This window comes from Methylobacterium tarhaniae (assembly GCF_001043955.1).
Taxonomy (GTDB): domain Bacteria; phylum Pseudomonadota; class Alphaproteobacteria; order Rhizobiales; family Beijerinckiaceae; genus Methylobacterium; species Methylobacterium tarhaniae.
Genome location: NZ_LABZ01000205.1, coordinates 1 through 16103 on the forward strand (window position 1 = coordinate 1; position 16103 = coordinate 16103).

The 16103-nt window shown below is 70.1% G+C and carries 11 protein-coding genes and 1 pseudogene; 2 read left to right on the top strand and 10 right to left on the bottom strand.

Features of this window, described 5'->3' with window-relative positions:
- Nucleotides 1-1506, bottom strand: a 1506-nt coding sequence (locus tag VQ03_RS25320; RefSeq protein ID WP_048453684.1) for a flavin-containing monooxygenase, incomplete at its 3' end; no start/stop codon positions are given.
- A 303-nt stretch (nucleotides 1507-1809) separates the two neighbouring features.
- On the opposite strand from VQ03_RS25320, the pseudogene VQ03_RS25325 reads away from it, so the two are divergent.
- Nucleotides 1810-2016 (top strand): annotated as a pseudogene (locus tag VQ03_RS25325) (3-hydroxyacyl-CoA dehydrogenase); the annotation flags it as partial.
- A 94-nt stretch (nucleotides 2017-2110) separates the two neighbouring features.
- Here VQ03_RS25325 and VQ03_RS25330 read toward each other — a convergent pair.
- The 8 genes from VQ03_RS25330 to VQ03_RS25365 form a co-directional block, all read right to left on the bottom strand.
- Entirely contained in the window at nucleotides 2111-3433 is a 1323-nt protein-coding gene (locus tag VQ03_RS25330) for a polysaccharide biosynthesis/export family protein (RefSeq protein WP_157064251.1), read from the bottom strand.
- A gap of 57 nt (nucleotides 3434-3490) precedes the next feature.
- Entirely contained in the window at nucleotides 3491-5524 is a 2034-nt protein-coding gene (locus VQ03_RS25335) for an HAD family hydrolase (RefSeq protein WP_157064252.1), read from the bottom strand.
- A gap of 249 nt (nucleotides 5525-5773) precedes the next feature.
- Nucleotides 5774-7378: a Wzz/FepE/Etk N-terminal domain-containing protein gene (locus VQ03_RS25340; RefSeq protein ID WP_048453703.1), complete on the bottom strand. Its 1605-nt coding sequence runs from the start codon at nucleotides 7376-7378 to the stop codon at nucleotides 5774-5776.
- 37 nt (nucleotides 7379-7415) lie between these two features.
- Nucleotides 7416-9467 (bottom strand): glycosyltransferase, encoded by a 2052-nt coding sequence (locus tag VQ03_RS25345; RefSeq protein WP_425350092.1) that lies wholly within the window; start codon nucleotides 9465-9467, stop codon nucleotides 7416-7418.
- Entirely contained in the window at nucleotides 9464-10528 is a 1065-nt protein-coding gene (locus VQ03_RS25350; RefSeq protein ID WP_048453705.1) for a glycosyltransferase, read from the bottom strand. Before VQ03_RS25350 ends, VQ03_RS25345 begins: the two co-directional genes overlap by 4 nt.
- Before the next feature lie 146 nt (nucleotides 10529-10674).
- Nucleotides 10675-11367 (bottom strand): class I SAM-dependent methyltransferase, encoded by a 693-nt coding sequence (locus VQ03_RS25355; protein WP_048453686.1) that lies wholly within the window; start codon nucleotides 11365-11367, stop codon nucleotides 10675-10677.
- Between the two features lie 20 nt (nucleotides 11368-11387).
- On the bottom strand, nucleotides 11388-11735 hold the full coding sequence (locus tag VQ03_RS25360) for a hypothetical protein (protein WP_048453687.1): 348 nt from the start codon (nucleotides 11733-11735) through the stop codon (nucleotides 11388-11390).
- Nucleotides 11736-11755: 20 nt separating this feature from the next.
- A complete protein-coding gene (locus tag VQ03_RS25365) occupies nucleotides 11756-12343 on the bottom strand; it encodes a sugar transferase (protein ID WP_083468211.1) in 588 nt (195 codons plus the stop codon).
- Nucleotides 12344-12915: 572 nt separating this feature from the next.
- On the opposite strand from VQ03_RS25365, the gene VQ03_RS25370 reads away from it, so the two are divergent.
- The gene (locus VQ03_RS25370) at nucleotides 12916-13224 is read left to right on the top strand and encodes a hypothetical protein (protein ID WP_048453688.1); all 309 of its coding nucleotides are present in this window, start codon (nucleotides 12916-12918) and stop codon (nucleotides 13222-13224) included.
- Between the two features lie 142 nt (nucleotides 13225-13366).
- Here VQ03_RS25370 and VQ03_RS32225 read toward each other — a convergent pair whose 3' ends face one another.
- A complete protein-coding gene (locus VQ03_RS32225) occupies nucleotides 13367-15853 on the bottom strand; it encodes a carbohydrate-binding domain-containing protein (RefSeq protein WP_425350093.1) in 2487 nt (828 codons plus the stop codon).
- Nucleotides 15854-16103: the final 250 nt, after the last annotated feature.

Genomic DNA, 16103 nt, shown 5'->3' on the forward strand with positions numbered 1-16103 from the left:
CCGCAGGCCCGGCTTGGCGGGCGCGCTCGCCTGGTAGGCGGGAGCGCGGGCGAGGAGGTCGGCATAGACCGGCGGCCGCAGCGGCGCGAAGGTGGCGGTGATCGGGTTCGCCTCGTGGGTCGGCACGCCGATATCGGCCAGCAGGCTGGCGAAGTGGCGGTTGTGGTACGGCGCGATGCACAGGCCGCCATAGCCCTTGGCGGAGGGGCGCTCGGTCTGTCGCCACGCCTTCAGGCGGGTGATCTCCGCCTCCATCTGCGCCCGCGTCGGCTGGCGCGCCAGCTGGCCGTCCATGTAGCGCACCAGCCAGGTGGCGCCGAGTTCGGCCGACAGGTTGGTGGCGAAGCTGGAATTGAAGCCGACGAAGCCGAGATCGGGCAGGTCGGGGTTCACCACCCAGCGATAGAGCCGGTACTGGCCGTCCGCATCGATCAGCTTGGCGCGGTCGGCTGCGTCGAGAACCGACACGTCCTGGCGCCAGCCGGTCGCCATCACCACGAGATCGGCCGGGATGCGCTGGCCGCCGGTGAGCACCGCCTGCGCGCCCTCGTAGGAGGCGATCGTGCCCTGGATCGTCGTGATCTTGCCCGCGGTCACCAGCTTGTAGAAGCCGGGCGTCTCCACCGCGAGGTTGCAGTGGATGTCGTCCTCGATCCGGGTCTTGGGCGCTAAGCCGTTGCGGCGGAGCTTGAACTGCGCCATCAGCAGCGTCTCCAGGGCGCGCCAGTTCGCCCAGATGAGCGGCTTGGCGAGCGCCTGCACCGCGCGCCGCACCGGCCCGGCATCGAAGGGCAGGAACATCGCTTCCGCCGCGCGGCAATACAGGATCCGCTTGAAGTTGATCAGGCCGCCGAAGAAGTAGGGGATCTTCCAGGTCGGCTCGAGGAACACCATCGTCACGGCCTTGGCCCCGTGCTTCACGGCGCTCACCGCGATGTCGGTGGCCGATTTCGAGTAGCCCAGCACCACGACCCGTTGGCCGCGGACCGATTCGGCATCGGTGTGCTCGCTCGAATGCAGGATCCGTCCGCCGGCCGCCTCGAACGCCTCGGCACCCGGATGCACCGGCTTGTTCTTGTGGCTGAACTGGCCGGTGCAGATGGCGACGAAGTCGTAGGCCTGGGTGCGCGCCGCGCCGTCGGCGCCGGTCGTCGTCACGTCCCAGCCCCGATCGGTTCGTTTCGCCAGCCGGGTCACGGACTGGCCGTAGCGGATCAGCGGGACGAGGCCGAAGCGCTCGGCGTAGCCGCGCAAGTAAGCGAAGACCTGCCCGCCCGACGGCCATTCCGGGTAAGCCGCCGGCATCGGCACTTCGCTGAAGGCGTAGATGTCCTTGGGCGTCTGGGTCTTCACGTCGGGATAGGACCGCGACGGCTCCCACACGCCGCCGAGATCCGGGCCGCGCTCGATCACCGTGACCCGATGCCCGCGCTCCCGGAAGGCCTTGGCGGCAGCCAACCCGCTGATGCCGGATCCGATGACGCACACATTGCGTTGCGTGACCATGATGCTGTCTCCGTCATGGGCGCTCCCGGGGAGCGTGTCGTCCATGCAGGAAATGTCATGTCTGGCGCCGAATCGAGCTATCCCGAACGCGTCCTAATTATCCGCATCGCGCAGTATTGAGACGAAAGCTTTGAAAATCGCGGAAAAATCGCGATCCGACTTCACAGTTCGATCGTGTTGCATCGCGAAATCCAATGAGCACATGCAATATATTGTGCATTTTGCCCAAGCGGCAGGCGCGATGTGCCCGCGCAACGACCGGGCCTGGTGTGCCGCCCGAACGCGACGAAGCCCGGCCTCCGGAGAGGCTTCACCGACACCGACATCGTCGGCGACAGCCTGGAGCGGATCATGGCGACGCCGGGCCGGGACCGCGAGGTGGCGTTGGCCTCCCTGGTCCGGCACAACCCGCAAGGGCGGCTCGTCCACCCGGACGAGGTCGCGTGGCTGTGCGGAGCCGCCGGGGCCGTGACCGGGCAGGCCGTCGCGGTGGCCGGCGGCGAGGTGTGACGCGAATGGCCGGCAACGGCCATCCGTTCTCCATGTCGGCTTCGAAGAGTCCGGGGCCGGGATGGAGCGGCGCCGGCCGGCTGCCTCCGACCGGTCAACGCGTCACGGTCGTGTTCACGGTCGTGTTCGCCTGGCCGCGAGCGGCGGCGTTCGGCTTGTCGAGGCTGCGATCCGTGCTGCTCGTCGAGAAACGCCGGGTCAGGGTCACCCGCACGACGTCGCCCGGCTCCAGGCTGTCGTCCTCACCGGCGCTGAAGCCCTTCGCCCCGCCTGATGCGGCTCGGGTGACCTCGTAGCTCGGCACGAGGTTTTCGCTCGATCCGTCCGTGCCGAACGTCCGCGCCTCCGCTTCGGAGACCAACCGGTCCGCCGTGCGTGCGCGCTCCTTGTTCTGATCGAGCTTGGTCCGGGTCTCGAGGGCGTCGTTCAGCACATCCTTCCGGAACTTCGCTTGCAGATCGATGATGTCCCGCTCGGCGCGAGCGAGGCTCTGCTGTGCCCGCAGGCTGGCGACCTGGACGTCGAGGCGGCTGCTCTCGTAGGAGGCGCGCGCTTGCTCCGCCGCGAGCTTGCGCGGGGTGATCGTGAGGCCCTTCGCCACGAGGTCGTTGACGAGGTCGAGTTCCTTGCGGCTCAGGTCGACCTGCCGGTCCAGCGCCTTCCCCTTCGCTTCGAGGGAGGCGATCTCCTGCCGGTACACCGTCTTGCTCTGCTCGATGGCGGCGATCTCGGCCTTGAGCGCATCGCGTCGCGAGTCGAACAGCAGCCCTTCCGCGCGCATGGCCTGGACGACCTGGGGATCGGCGGCGCGACCCTCTAGCGAGGACGGCAGGGCGAAGGTGCCGGTGCCGGCGATCTCGGCGGCCAACCGGGCGGCGCGGACCTCGAGGGAGAGCCGCTCGACCGCGAGCGTCCGCGCATCGCCGCCCGCCGTGACGATCTCGCGCCTGGCGGCCGTCAGGTCGGAGGCGCGCAGGAGGCCCTCGGCCGTACTGACGGCCTGCAGGACGGTCAGGCCGGGCTGATACTCGTACTTGCCGGGCTTCTGGACGGCACCCGTGACGTAGAACGGGCGATACTTGAGGACTTCGACCGATGCCGCCGGCGTCTCGGCCAGATCGGCCTTCTCCTTGAGCACGCGCCCGACCGCCTCGGCGAGCTCCGCCGGCGTTCCTCCGGCCGCCCGCAGCTGCCCGATGATCGGCAGCGAGATCGCCCCGTCGGCGCCGACCGAGAATTCACCGTTGAGGGCCGTCCAGGAATAGGCCTCGCCGGTGTTGCGCCGCAGGTCGTAGACCCGGATGCCGACGCGGTCCTGCGGACCGAGCAGGTAGCGCGCCGGCGCCTCCGCGGCGCGACCCGTGGTCGGGCCGCCCAGGACGCCGAGCAGCATGACGAGACCGAGCCGAACGCGCATGATCACTTCCTCGTACTCGTACATCGTTGAACAGGACCGTGCGGCCGGCCCGGTCCGTCACGGACGCGGCAGCAGGCCGCGGGTCGCGTAGGCGATTTCCCAGGCGGGCAGCAGCAGGCGGCGCCACGGGCGCAGGTCCCGGGCGATCGCGCCCTCGCGCCAGAAGGTCTTCCGGATCCCGGCCAGCGTCTCGATCGGTCCGGTCCGGCCGCCCTCCGCGAGCGCCGCGACGAGGTCCGGCCTTCCGAAATCGACGGACCGGCGCCCGACATCGAGGAACTGGATGTCGCGCTCGGAGGGAAAGACGATGGATTGCCGCAATCGCGCCCATGCCGCCTCGGCCTCGGCCTGCAAAGTCGGTCCCGAGGTCGGGTCGAGGGTGTCGATGTAGTGCAGGGCGCCGAGGAACAGCGGCCCGGCGCTCAGCGGATCGACGCCACCCCGTGCGATCGCGCCGGCATTGGAGACGATCTCGCCGTTCGCTTCCTCCCGGAAGGTGTGGACGGAGGGGATCGGCGGCTCGAACAGGCTCTCGATCAGCTGCCAGTACCGCAGCATGCACGACCGGGTGTCCAGGGGATGGTAGACGTCCCGCTCGACGAACAGGCCGGTCACGCGCGGGAAGTGCTCGGTGGCGAAACCCTTGTAGTTGGCCCGCGCGAGCTGCACCGTCTCGATGTCGAGATTCGGGAAGGCGCCCGCGAGCAAGCGCTGCGTGCTGGCATAGAGGCCGGTGTCGCACAGGACGATCCGGTCGGCCGCGCCCCGTACGGCGTCGAGATGGCGCGTGAACAGCGCGTTCTGCTCGCGGATCGCCTCCAGAGCCGCGCCGCCGGTCTCGCCGAACAGCAGGTCGAGGAAGGCACGGCCCTCGTAGGGCCGCGCCCAGGCCTCGCCGAGGTCCTGCTCCCGGCCGCTGAGCGCGCGCACCACCTCGGCGCAGCTCCGGCCCGCGAATTCCCGGCTCAGCTCGTCGAGGGCGGCGCCGTGCCGCGCCAGCAGCGCCGCCCGCGCCGCGACGAGGCGCGACACCATCAGCGTGGCATGCGGCTGGATGCCGGGCAGGCCCAGCCGCCGGGTCACCCGCTCGAACACCTCGCGGATGAAGATGCCGCCGCGCGAGCAGAACAGCAGGACCGACTCGTCGCGCGTCTTGACCTCGGCGGCATAGATCCAGATCAGCACGGCCATCTGTGCCAGGATCGGGCCGAAGACCGCGGCCCCGTACTCGAACCGGTCCTTCGGGAGCGGCCGCGGCGCGCGCGCGGTCCGGCGCGCGGCGCGCAGATGGCGCCCGGCCTCCGCGACGGCCGCATTCGCGCGCCGCATCCGCCTTCGCGCGGCCGGTTGCGGCAGGTGCACGGCCTTGAGCGCGCCCTGCCGCGCCATGCGGAGATCCGCGTGGGCGTCGTCGCCGAGGTGGAGGATGCGCTCGGGCGCGAGTCCCTCCCGTCGGGCGACGAGGGTGAACAGGCTGCCGTCGCGCTTCGTGGCCTGGAGGTCGCTGCTGGCATAGACCGCGTCGACGAGCCCGCGCCCGTGATGCGCCTCGATCAGCGTCCACAGCGCCTGTTCCGGCAGCGTCGTGTCGCTCACGGCGACGATGCGCTTGCCCGCGTCCCGCATCGTCCGGAAGGCCGCCGCCAGCGGCAGGTTCGGAGCGAGGGAGGAGCGCTCCTGCTCGACCTCGATCGCCAGCCGGTCCGCGACGAGCGCGAGCGGCAGGCCGAGCGCGCGGAGCTGGTGCTCGACGACCTGCGCGAAGCGGACCTCGCCCCCGCCGCGCCCGCGTTCGAGGGCCGCGAAGGCGTGGCGCTGGACCTGCAGGCGCAGCGTGACGAGCAGGTCCGGTTCGATGTTCCAGCCCTTCCGCCGCAGCAGGGCAGCGAAGCGGCGCTCGCCGGCCACGATGCGCGCGCGCTCCGAGCGCAGGGTCCGCAGCAGCAGCGTGTCGAACACGTCGGTCGAGATCAGGTCGCAATCCTGCCACCCCGAGCTCAGTACGCGCGCCGCGACACCGCGCTCCGGCGTCCGTCCTTCCTGACCGATCATGCCTACCGCCACGTCGCGACCCGAACTGTCCCGGATCATGATGGATGTTATCGAATGAATGCGCCTGTCTGTATCCGGGGAAAACCTGACAGCGTGTTTGTTGCCGCAGATGATCCAGGACCGGCAGGATGTTCGTGCGCGGCCGGACAGTTCCTCGCCGCGTCCTCGCGGACGAAGACTGGGAGACACCATCCGGTGAATGGGCCGATTCCGGCAGTCGCACCCCGCCCGACCGCACCGGTCGCGCGCAGCGGGCCCGCCGGAACCGGGAACGGGCGTGCGCGCCCGTCAGGTCCTGACGCGGTTGAGGACGGCGCCGATGACGTTGGCGCCCGCGCTCCGCAGGGTCCGCACGGCGTCGTCGAGTTCGTCGAGCGTGGTGCGGCCCGCCTCGGCCACCACGACCACCATGTCGGCGCAGAGCGCCGCCACCCGGGCCTCGGCCACGCGGGACAGGGGCGGCAGGTCCAGGATCACGCATCCCTCCAGGCGCGCATCCTCGACGACCTGCGTCATGGCCGGCCCTCCGAGATAGACGACGTGATCGACCACGACCGACTGCGAGCGGGCCGGGATCACCCTCACGCCCCGGCTCACCGGCAGGTGCATCGGCTCCGCCACCGGTCCGTGCTTCAGGAGGTCGGCGAGGCAGGGGGCGGTCGTCGAGGCCGGATCCAGCACGTCCCATTCCGGCGAGCCGGACATGTCGGCGTCGATGATGGTGACGCGCGTGCCGGCGTCGCGCAGCAGGCAGGCGAGGTTGGCGCCGATCAGCGTGCTGCCGGCACGGGGCGTGCACGGCACCAGGGCGACGGCGAAGTTCGACTCGTGCGCCTTGCCGATCGCCGCGAGCTCGATCGCGATCCGCAGGTCGCGCAGGGCACTGCCGAACGCGCCGGTGGGGCGCGAGGAGGCGAGGGAGGCGAGCTCCATCCGGCGGCCGCGCCGGGACACGATCCGGCGGCTCACCTCCGGGATGGCTGCCAGGCAGCTCATGCCGAGCTTGATCTCGATGTCGCTGCGGTGGCGGATGCGCCGGTCCATGGCAAGGCCCGCCGCGAGCGCCAGGAAGCCGCCGAACACGCCGACGGCGGCTCCGAACATGAGGATGAGGGGCTTGCGCGGCGCGGTGGGCTTGAGCGGCTGGAGCGCGGCGCCGATGACCCGGGCATCCGCGTCGGGCGTCGGCGCGGCCGGAAGCGTTCCGCCGGCCACTGCGGCGGCGGCGGCCTGCACCTCGAGGTTGAGAGTGGTCACGCGGCCCTGAATGAACTCGGCCCCGCTCTTGGCCGCTTCCGCCTTCACGACGAGCGACTGCCACAGATAGGCGGAGACCGCCGCGTTGGCGACCTTGCGTGCCAGGTCCGGATCGGTCGCGGAGTAGCTCACCTCGATGACGTAGGACTGCCCGACGCGGCGGGCGCTGAGATTGCGCTCGAAGGCCTCGAAGACGGATTGCCGGACCTCGTCCCGGCTCGGCGCCGGGCGGACCACCCGCAACGCCGCATCGATGCGGGCGCGCAGGAGGTCCACGACGCCCGGGGGCTTGGGGCTGAATTCGGGATGGTCGATGAGGTTCAGCTTCTGGAAGACGAGGGCGAGGAGGCGCTCCGAGCGCAGCACCTGCAGCTCGCTCTCGGCGCGGCTCGCGTCGAGAAGCGCCGCCGACTCCTGGCTGGGGGCCGGGGTGGGGCGGCGCGGATCGAGGAGGATGCGGGCGGTGGCGGTGTAGGAGGGCGTCGCCGTGTAGGCGTAGAGGGCGGCCGCGGCGATGCAGGCCAGGCACCAGAGCACCAGCGCGACGCGCTGCCGCCGCGCCGCCCGGAGCAGGGCCCGCAGCAGCGCGACGACGCCGTCCGGACCGCTCGGCGGATCGGCGATCGGCAGCAACATCGTCGCGCGATCGCGGGGGATCGGACCTCTGTACATGCTACCTCCTCATCGGACCGATCGACGTCGCGCGCTCGGGCTCAAGCCGACCCATCAGCACGTCGACGATTCCCCTCACGTTGCCCCGTAGGCGACCGCGCCGGTCGACGAACGGTTCCGGCCGCGCCGCCAGCACCACGTTGCTCGAAATGTTCCTGAACAGGTGATCGAGGACCTGGCCGACGGTCATCGTTCCCTTGTTGAGCATGTAGAGGGGATTGACGACCTGCGAGTAGCCGAGACGGTCGCCCGCGATGCGGCCGCCCTTGACGCCCAGGTGCACGCCGCGCGCTGCGAAGCACTTCACGAGCTCGCCGCCGCGGCGGGCGAGGGCGGCGCCGAAGTCGCGATCCTCGAGCCAGCCGTAGAGGACGAGACGCTCGTCGAAGCGCAGGTCGCCGATCGCCGAGACCCGGAACGCCATGTTGCAGCCGTAGGGGCTGAACGGCGCGAGCGGCGCACGGATGCGGGCCGGGGCGGCGGCGAGGAGGTGCTCGGCCTGCGCCGCGTCGAGCCCCGGCCCCTTGATCCCGTCGGCCACCACCTCGCCGGTCATCCCGACGACCTCCGGGCGGTCGCGGAACAGCTGCGCGGCGGCGGCGAGCCAGCCCGGATCGGCGACGAAGTCGTCGTCGAAAAACGCCACGACATCGATGCCCGGGGGCAGCGCCGCGAGCGCCGCGTTCCGCTGCGCGGCGAGCCCGCGGCGCCCCGTCACGAGCGTGACGCCCGGCCAGGACGCCGCCTCGCCCGCATCCTCCGGCGTCACGCAGGACACGATCAGGGCGGCCGGCTTCAGGGTCTGCCCGGCCAAAAGGCGCCGCACCGTCGCGGCGGCGACGTCCGGCCGGCCGAGCGTCGCGACCGCGACGGCGATGCGCGGCAGGTCGCGGCGCGAGGCCGGGTCCTTCGCTGCGCGTGCCGTCGCTCCGCTGGTCAGGAGGTCGGCATAGCCGCTCGCCGTCTCGGCCCAGGAGAAGCGGCGCACGCGCTCGCGGCCGCGCCCGACGAGGTCCCGGCGCAGGGTCTCGGAGCCGGACAGGGCCTCGATGTGGCGCAGGAATGCCGCGGGATCGTCCGGTGCCGCGAGAAGGGCGGCGTCGCCGCAGATCTCGGGCAGGCTCGCGCGGTCCGAGGAGACGACGGCGCAGCCGCGCGCCATCGCCTCGACGACCGGGATGCCGAACCCCTCGGTCCAGGACGGGAAGACGAGGCAGAGCGCCCGTTCCATGAGGTAGGCGAGGTCGTGGTCGGAGACCATCCCGAGAAGCCGGACGTTGGGCGCCGGGTCGAGCGCCTCGCGGGCGAAGATGTCCTGCGCGCCGCCGGCGACGACGACGTCGAGGCCGCGCTCGGCCAGGCGCGGCGCGAGGTCGTGCACGAGGCGCAGGTTCTTGTGCCGGGCCCGCGATCCGAGGGCGAGCACGAAGGGCCGCTCCTCGCCGCCATCCCTCGCCCGCAGCGCCTCCGGGGCGGCGCGCGCCAGGGCCGGATCCCAGGCGAGGGCGTGCTCGTAGCCGTTGGGCAGGACCGGGATGTCGGCCGGGTTCAACGACAGGTGATGGGCGATCTCGCGGGCGGAGTGGGCCGAGACGGTCGTGATCCGGGCCGCGCGCCGCGCCAGGAGCGGCTGCAGGGTGCGATAGAGGGTGCGGAAGCCGCGCCCGTAGCTGTCGGGCGCGACGAAGACGTTGGCGTCGTGGATGCAGACGATCTGGTCCCTGTGCATCACGGGCGCCGTGTTGCAGAGGTTCAGGAGCCGGCCCGGCCAGGCGCGGGGCAGGACGGCCTGTTCCCAGGCATGGCCGCCGAACCGCCCCGCCTCGACGAGCGGCAGCGCGGGAAAACCCGGATCGGGCGTGCCGGGCGGCACGATCAGCGCCGCCTGCCCGGGCGTGAGCCGCGCGTCCATCTCGGCGAGGACGTTGCGGGCATAGCGCTGCACGCCCGTCACGGGCTGCGCCAGGAAGCGGCCGTTGACGCCGTAGACCGCCCCCGGGCTGATCCTGGAGGTCGCCCCCGGGCTCATGCCGGACACCGCCCCCGGGCTCATGCCTGCGCTCCCGCGCGGGTAGCCTGAGCGATCAGGCGGGCCATTCCCTCCTTGAAGGCCGACTTGGTGAATTGCCGGGCCCGGGCGACGCAATCGGCAACCTCGAAATGCATGCCCTCGCTGCGCTCGACCGCCTCCATCAGCGCCTCGGGGGTCTGGGCGTGGAACAGCAGGCCCGTCACCCCGTCGACCACCGTCTCGGTCGCGCCGCCCCGCCCGAAGGCGATCACCGGCCGGCCGCTCGCCATCGCCTCGACCGGGACGATGCCGAAATCCTCCTCGCCGGGGAACACCAGCGCCTTGCAGCGGGCATAGTGGTCGCGCAGCACGTCGAAGGGCTGCGGGCCCAGGATCGTGACGGACGGGCCGGCCTGGGCCCGCAGCTCGGCCAGCATCTCCCCGCCGCCGATGACGACCAGCCGGCGCTTGCTGCGGGAGAAGGCCTCGACCGCGATGTCCGGGCGCTTGTAGCGCACCAGCTCGCCGGCCATCAGGTAGAAGTCGTCGTCCTCGCCGCGCCGGCGCGGCGCGAAGCTGTCGACGTCGACCGGGGGAAACACGACCTCGGCGTCGCGGCGCCAGTAGCGCGCGATGCGGCCGGCCACCGTGCGGGAATTGGCCGCGAAGGCATCCACCCGCGCGGCGCTCGAGACGTCCCACGACCGGACGTAGTGCAGCAGCGGCGGCATCATCACCCGGTTCAGGAGCGACGTCCGCTCGCGGTAGTCGTGGAACATGTTCCACGCGTAGCGCATCGGCGAGTGGCAGTAGCAGACGTGGGTCGCCCCCGAGGGCGGGATGATGCCCTTCGCCGGCCCGGATTCGGAGCTGATCACGAGGTCGTAGCCGCGCAGGTCGATCTGCTCGAGGGCGAGCGGCATCAGCGGCAGGTAGTACTTGTAGAGACGCGGCGCGAGCGGGAGCCGCCCGATGAACGTCTCCTTGATGCGGTGGCGCTCGATCACCGGCGAGACCGCGCCCGGGACGTGGACATGCGTGAACAGGTCCGCCTCGGGATACATCTCGCAGAGTGCTTCGAGCACCTTCTCGCCGCCGCGCATGCCGACCATCCAGTAGTGGACGATGGCGACCTTGCGGGCCGGGCGCACCGCCTCGCGCGGGCGGGCCGGTGCCGCGACGCGGGCCGGCAGCGGCGTGACCGTGCGATCCAGCGCCGTGTGATTCGGCGTGAAGACGTAGCTGATGGTCATTCGGCAAGCACCAGGAGTGAGTAGCCACCGAGGACCCGGACCGCGAGATCGGGATGCAGCGCGAAGAGCGCCCGCCGCGGCCACTTCATGGCGTGGCTGGTCCAGGCCTGATTGGGCAGTTCGAGCCGGCTGGCGGTGTAGCAGTGGTCGATGATCCGGTAGCCGCAATCTTCCAGGGTCGCCAGGGCCGATTCCTTGAAGAAGGAATGGATGTGTCCCACGTCCTTGCGCAGCTTCGAGATCGGCCAACCGCGCAGCAGGGACTGGACCGAGAGGTCGAGCGGAATGTGGAACACCTTGACGCCGGCGAGTCCGCGCAGCTGCTTGGCGAAACCGAGATAGTCCTCGACGTGCTCGATGACGTCGATCGCCAGCAGCACGTCGAAGCGGCTGTCCCGCTTCGCGGCCAGATCCTCCAGGTAGAACCGGGTCCGCGCCGTCTCCTTGCGGCTGGCGCGGGCATAGGCGTGGGGGGAGATCTCGTATCCCGAGAGCGTCGCGTCCGGGAAGGCGCGTTCGAGGGTCAGGAGGATGTCGCCCGTCCCGCATCCGATCTCGCAGATCGTGCCGCAGGCGATGGTGTTGCGGCGCAGGATCCCCTCGATCTGGCGCGCCTTCCAGGGCGCGTCCTCCTCGTGCCACGTCGGGTTTCGTTCGACGTAGGCGGCGGTCTGGTACATCTCGAGCATGGGCACGCCTCGGCTTCGGATCAGATCAGGAGCGGCCAGGGGCCGTCGGCGGTCGGGGTGTCGGGTCGCGCCGGCACCGGTCGGGGGCCGGGCCGTGGCGGATCGGCGGATTGCCGGTTCGGCATCCCCCGGTCGTTGTCCGCGGCCGGCACCGGATGCAGCGGGCTGACCAGGTACCGCTCCGAGTACCGGTCGATACGGTCCGGCGAGAGCCACACCAGCGCCTGCACGGACAGGCTCAGGCCCCGGACCCAGACGTAGCCCAGCAGGCCGAACGCAGCGTGGACCGCGACCCGGCCGGCGCCGCGGCAGGCGCGACCGGCCAGCGAGGGGCGCGGTCGGGCGGGGTCGGAAAGATCTCCGTACATCGTCCTCGCCTCCTCAGAAGTCAGTAGACCCCGCGGGAGCGCACCACGGCCGGCACCGTCTTGGCCATGATCAGGACATCCTGCCAGGTCGACCAGGTCCTGACGTATTGCTTGTCGAGTTGCACGCGCTGGTCGTAGCTGACGTCGTTGCGTCCGCTGCACTGCCACAGGCCGGTCAGGCCGGGACGAACCGCCATGTAGTCGGCGGCCGCGGCGCCGTAGCGCGGCATCTCGGCGGCGACGATCGGGCGGGGCCCGACCAGGCTCATCTCGCCGCGCAGGATGTTCACGAACTGGGGCAGCTCGTCGAGGCTCGTCTCGCGCAGGACTTTTCCGATCGGAGTGATCCGGGGATCGTCGCGCAGCTTGTGCGTGGCGTGCCACTCGAGCATGGCCTCCGGGTTCGCCGCGAGGTGCCGCGTCAGGGCGACGTCGGCATCCGTCACCATGGTGCGGAACTTCAGGCAGTCGAAGGCGACGCCATCCTTGCCGATCCGCTTGTGCCGGATCAGGATCGGACGGCCCTCCAGCACGGCGATCGCCGCCGCGATGATCAGGAAGATCACGCTCAGCGCGACCAGCGCCGCCAGCGAGAGCACGACATCCATCGTCCGCTTGGTCCTGCTCCGGGCCGGGTCGCGGATCGCGCGCGCGGTGAGTCCGGGATTGGCAGTAAGTCCGGGATTAACAGAACCGACCGATGTCTCGAGGGAATTCTCAACCAGCACGGCAACCTCCCGGTTCGCAAGCAAACGCTGCAACGACGGTGACGTGACAATCTGAGATCGTCGGAAGCGACAGGTAGACAGTCCTGTGGTGCCGAACAGACAGTCTCTCAGGCGTCACATCGGTCTTCGGAGGGCGCGAGACCTCCTGAAAAATTTACGGTTTTTTAAATATCAAGGTTCACACAATGGCGCGAGATTGATCCTCACCGAGCGGTGTCAGGAATGTCGAGCCGTTGTCAGGGTTTGCCCGATATCTTGATGGGAAAGTAGCGGCTTGGGGGGCGACTACGTAGAACGATCGGACGGCGTTCACTGCCTGGAGGATCAACCAGCCCCGGTCACGTGGACGAGCGGGACCCTCCAAGCTGAGCTGTAACCTGATTCCTGATCGGCCACCACCGATTTGCGCGCTCCCCGAGCGTCCTGTAGAGTGCGAGATGGGAGCTTTTGCGATGATGATCTGCGCTCTGATCCTCGCGAGTGCCGGTTTCGTGCTCAGTTTCGTGGCACGGTGGCACGTTCTCGGGGTGGTGCTTTTGGCTGTCACGGTCGGCGTGGCGGTCGTCGAGATCGCGACGGCGGTCTCGAAGATCGAGCCGCAGCCTATTTTCCTCCGGTTGCTCGTCGGCGTGGTCGCGCCGCAGGTCGGTTATGGGATCGGCGTGATCGTCCGGACCGCGACGCTCGGACTGACATCGCGCACGAAGAAGCCGTCATCAGTCAAGGCCGACGAGCGGCTGCACGGCTCTCAGCAAATCTAAATTCTCCGCCATCGGCATCGGAACTACGCCCGCGCCGAAGCCCCACCGGCGCTTCGGCGCCTACCCGCGCGAGGCCGCCGGCGATGCCCGTCTGGGCCGCGGGCCGGGCTTCTGGGGGCGCCGGCCCCCGTGTCACCGTGTGTCAGCCCCCGAACATGAAGCCCTGGGCGCCGGCCCCGAGCAGGGTTTGCGCGGCATCGGCCACGGCGGCACCGCGATAGGTCGCGCCGTCGATGTAGAGGTTCCGGTCGGTCGCGGCGCTGCCGCCATAGGCGTCATTCAGGAAGGTGACGCTCACGGCGTGGCTGCCGCTGCCCCAATCGCCGAGGACCAGTATTTGGTCGGACCGGCCGCTGCCATGCAGCGACTGGGCGGTCTGGACGCCTCCGACCTGCCGGCCGTCGACCGACACGGCGTACTGAGCGTCGCCCTGCCAGGCATCCTGGCTGATGCTCAGCAGGATGCTGTCCGATCCGCTCCCGATCGTGGTCGGCTCGGCGGCGGGCGTGCGGATTGTGAAGCCCTGGGCGCCGGTCGAGAGCAGGGTTTGGGCGGCATCGGCCACGGCGGCACCGCGATAGGTCGCGCCGTCGATGTAGAGGTTCCGGTCGGTCGCGGCGCTGCCGCCATAGGCGTCATTCAGGAAGGTGACGCTCACGGCGTGGCTGCCGCTGCCCCAATCGCCGAGGACCAGTATTTGGTCGGACCGGCCGCTGCCGTGCAGCGACTGGGCGGTCTGGACGCCTCCGACCTGCCGGCCGTCGACCGACACGGTGTACTGGGCGTCGCCCTGCCAGGCATCCTGGCTGATGGTCAGCAGGATGCCGTCCGATCCGCTCCCGATCGTGGTCGGCCCGGCGGCGGGCGTGCGGATCGTGAAGCCCTGGGCGCCGGTCGAGAGCAGGGTTTGGGCGGCATCGGCCACGGCGGCACCGCGATAGGTCGCGCCGTCGATGTAGAGGTTCCGGTCGGTCGTGGCGCTGCCGCCATAGGCGTCGTTCAGGAAGTTGACGCTCACGGCATGGCTGCCGCTGCCCCAGTCGCCGAGGACCAGTATCTGGTCGGACCGGCCGCTGCCGTGCAGGGACTGGGCGGTCTGGACGCCTCCGACCTGCCGGCCGTCGACCGACACGGTGTACTGGGCGTCGCCCTGCCAGGCATCCTGGCTGATGGTCAGCAGGATGCTGTCCGATCCGCTCCCGATCGTGGTCAAGGCGGGCCGGGCGACCGTCATCGCAGCCGTCGCGCCATACAGGCCCGGATCCCGGTTGTCCGGTGCCGACACGGTGTCGAGCGGCACCGCGCGCGCGCCCGCATCGTTCGAGTACACCCGGACGTAATCGATCTTCGAACTGATCGGCACGCCGTTCAGGTCGGCGTTGTTGTCGGCCGAGCGCTGCGTCGCCAGGTTGGCCACGAGATACATCGGCGAGTGAAGGTCGCTCGGCGTAAGTTGCGATCCGACCAGCTGCCCGTCGACGTAGAAGCTGATCCTGTCCGGCTTCCAATTCATCCCATAGGTGTGATAGCCGGACGGCTCGGCCATCTCGCTGTAGACTTGAAGATTGTTTTGCCAATTAATATTCTTTTCGGGATCCGTCGTGTGGATCGTGCTGTACACGCCCCTGTCCCAGCTGCCGTAATGCTCGACGATGTCGAGCTCCTGCCAGCGGCCGGCGCCGGTCGGGTCGGGCAAGGGGTGGTCGGGCAGCAGCCAGAACGCATCCCAGGCACCGGGGAGGGCGGAGAAATCGGCGCGGATCTCGAAATAGCCGTAGGTCTGCGAGAACTTGCCCTGCGTCGTGATGAGGCCCGATTCCCAGCTGCCGGGCACGCCGTAGGGCGTCACATCCGGCACGGCCGTGATCGTCAGCGCGCCGCCGGAGACCGAGAACGGATCGTAGCCCGAAGCCGCGTCGACGAACGACGATGCGCCGAAGCCGACATCCGCGTTGGCATCGCCCCGGTCCTGTGCCCGGATGTCGCCCCAGGTGGTCGCGCCGGCGACCTGCGAGATGCTGCGAACGTTGAACTCGTCGTCGAAGGTCAGTTTGTAACCCGTCAGATCGAGCACGGTTTGCATCCTTTCAGGAGATCGAGCGCGAGCGGCGATCCCCGCGACAGGCGGTTCGGAACGGCGCGCGGAGCATGCGAGAGGCGGGTGCGGGCTGGCGATGTCCCCGAAGCGCCCGACACAGGCCGGACCGCGGGTTCGCCCGGGCGATGTGGTTCCGTCCACCTGCCTGGAGGCACATCGACCCACACAGCCCGGGTTCGGTTCGTCGCGCCCGGCCTTTGTCTTGCGGCGTCGTCCCTGGCGGGACGATGCGGAGGCGCATCCGACATGTGCCGTCCGTTCGCGGCCGCGGCGATGCCTCGGGCTTCCGACACGGCCTGCATCGGCACGACGACCATCGGGCAACCCGGATTTCGGCGGAGCGGTCGCGACCTCGGTCGCGTCGAGCCGAGCACCATCGGCGATTGATCGACCGTCGCCACGCAGAGTGTCGACATGGCAAAGAGCGGGCTGGCTCTGGATCGGACTGCCTGTTCCGGTCAGGTCCGGCCAAGAGAACTCACCGTACGGGCCGCGATGCCGGCCCGCTTCTTCGTGAACGACGACCAGCACGCAGATCGGGCCCGTTGCGGCACCCGGCCTACGCGCGCAATGCGGGATCTCGCCTTGGACGCGGTTTTGGGCGGGCCGTCGACCGAGGCTCAGCCTCTGGCCCGACGCAGTCAGGCATTCAACGCCCCGCCCTTCGAGAACTAAGGGCAATTTCTTAACGGATGGTTACCCCCACAAAGGTGGAGGCCCGAAAGGACTTCTCGTTGAGGCGCCGGCCTCGGTCGATCGGCGCATCGGGTCCGCTGATCGG

What these genes read in the sequence shown, in the direction of transcription:
- VQ03_RS25330 (WP_157064251.1), bottom strand. Translation starts at nt 3,433, where the DNA reads ATGCGCGTTCGGCTCGGTCTCGTCATGCTGCTCGGCGTCCTGGGCGGC.
- VQ03_RS25335 (WP_157064252.1), bottom strand. Translation starts at nt 5,524, where the DNA reads ATGATCCGGGACAGTTCGGGTCGCGACGTGGCGGTAGGCATGATCGGT.
- VQ03_RS25340 (WP_048453703.1), bottom strand. Translation starts at nt 7,378, where the DNA reads ATGTTGCTGCCGATCGCCGATCCGCCGAGCGGTCCGGACGGCGTCGTC.
- VQ03_RS25345 (WP_425350092.1), bottom strand. Translation starts at nt 9,467, where the DNA reads ATGAGCCCGGGGGCGGTGTCCGGCATGAGCCCGGGGGCGACCTCCAGG.
- VQ03_RS25350 (WP_048453705.1), bottom strand. Translation starts at nt 10,528, where the DNA reads ATGCGCGGCGGCGAGAAGGTGCTCGAAGCACTCTGCGAGATGTATCCC.
- VQ03_RS25355 (WP_048453686.1), bottom strand. Translation starts at nt 11,367, where the DNA reads ATGCTCGAGATGTACCAGACCGCCGCCTACGTCGAACGAAACCCGACG.
- VQ03_RS25360 (WP_048453687.1), bottom strand. Translation starts at nt 11,735, where the DNA reads ATGTACGGAGATCTTTCCGACCCCGCCCGACCGCGCCCCTCGCTGGCC.
- VQ03_RS25365 (WP_083468211.1), bottom strand. Translation starts at nt 12,343, where the DNA reads ATGGATGTCGTGCTCTCGCTGGCGGCGCTGGTCGCGCTGAGCGTGATC.
- VQ03_RS25370 (WP_048453688.1), top strand. Translation starts at nt 12,916, where the DNA reads ATGATGATCTGCGCTCTGATCCTCGCGAGTGCCGGTTTCGTGCTCAGT.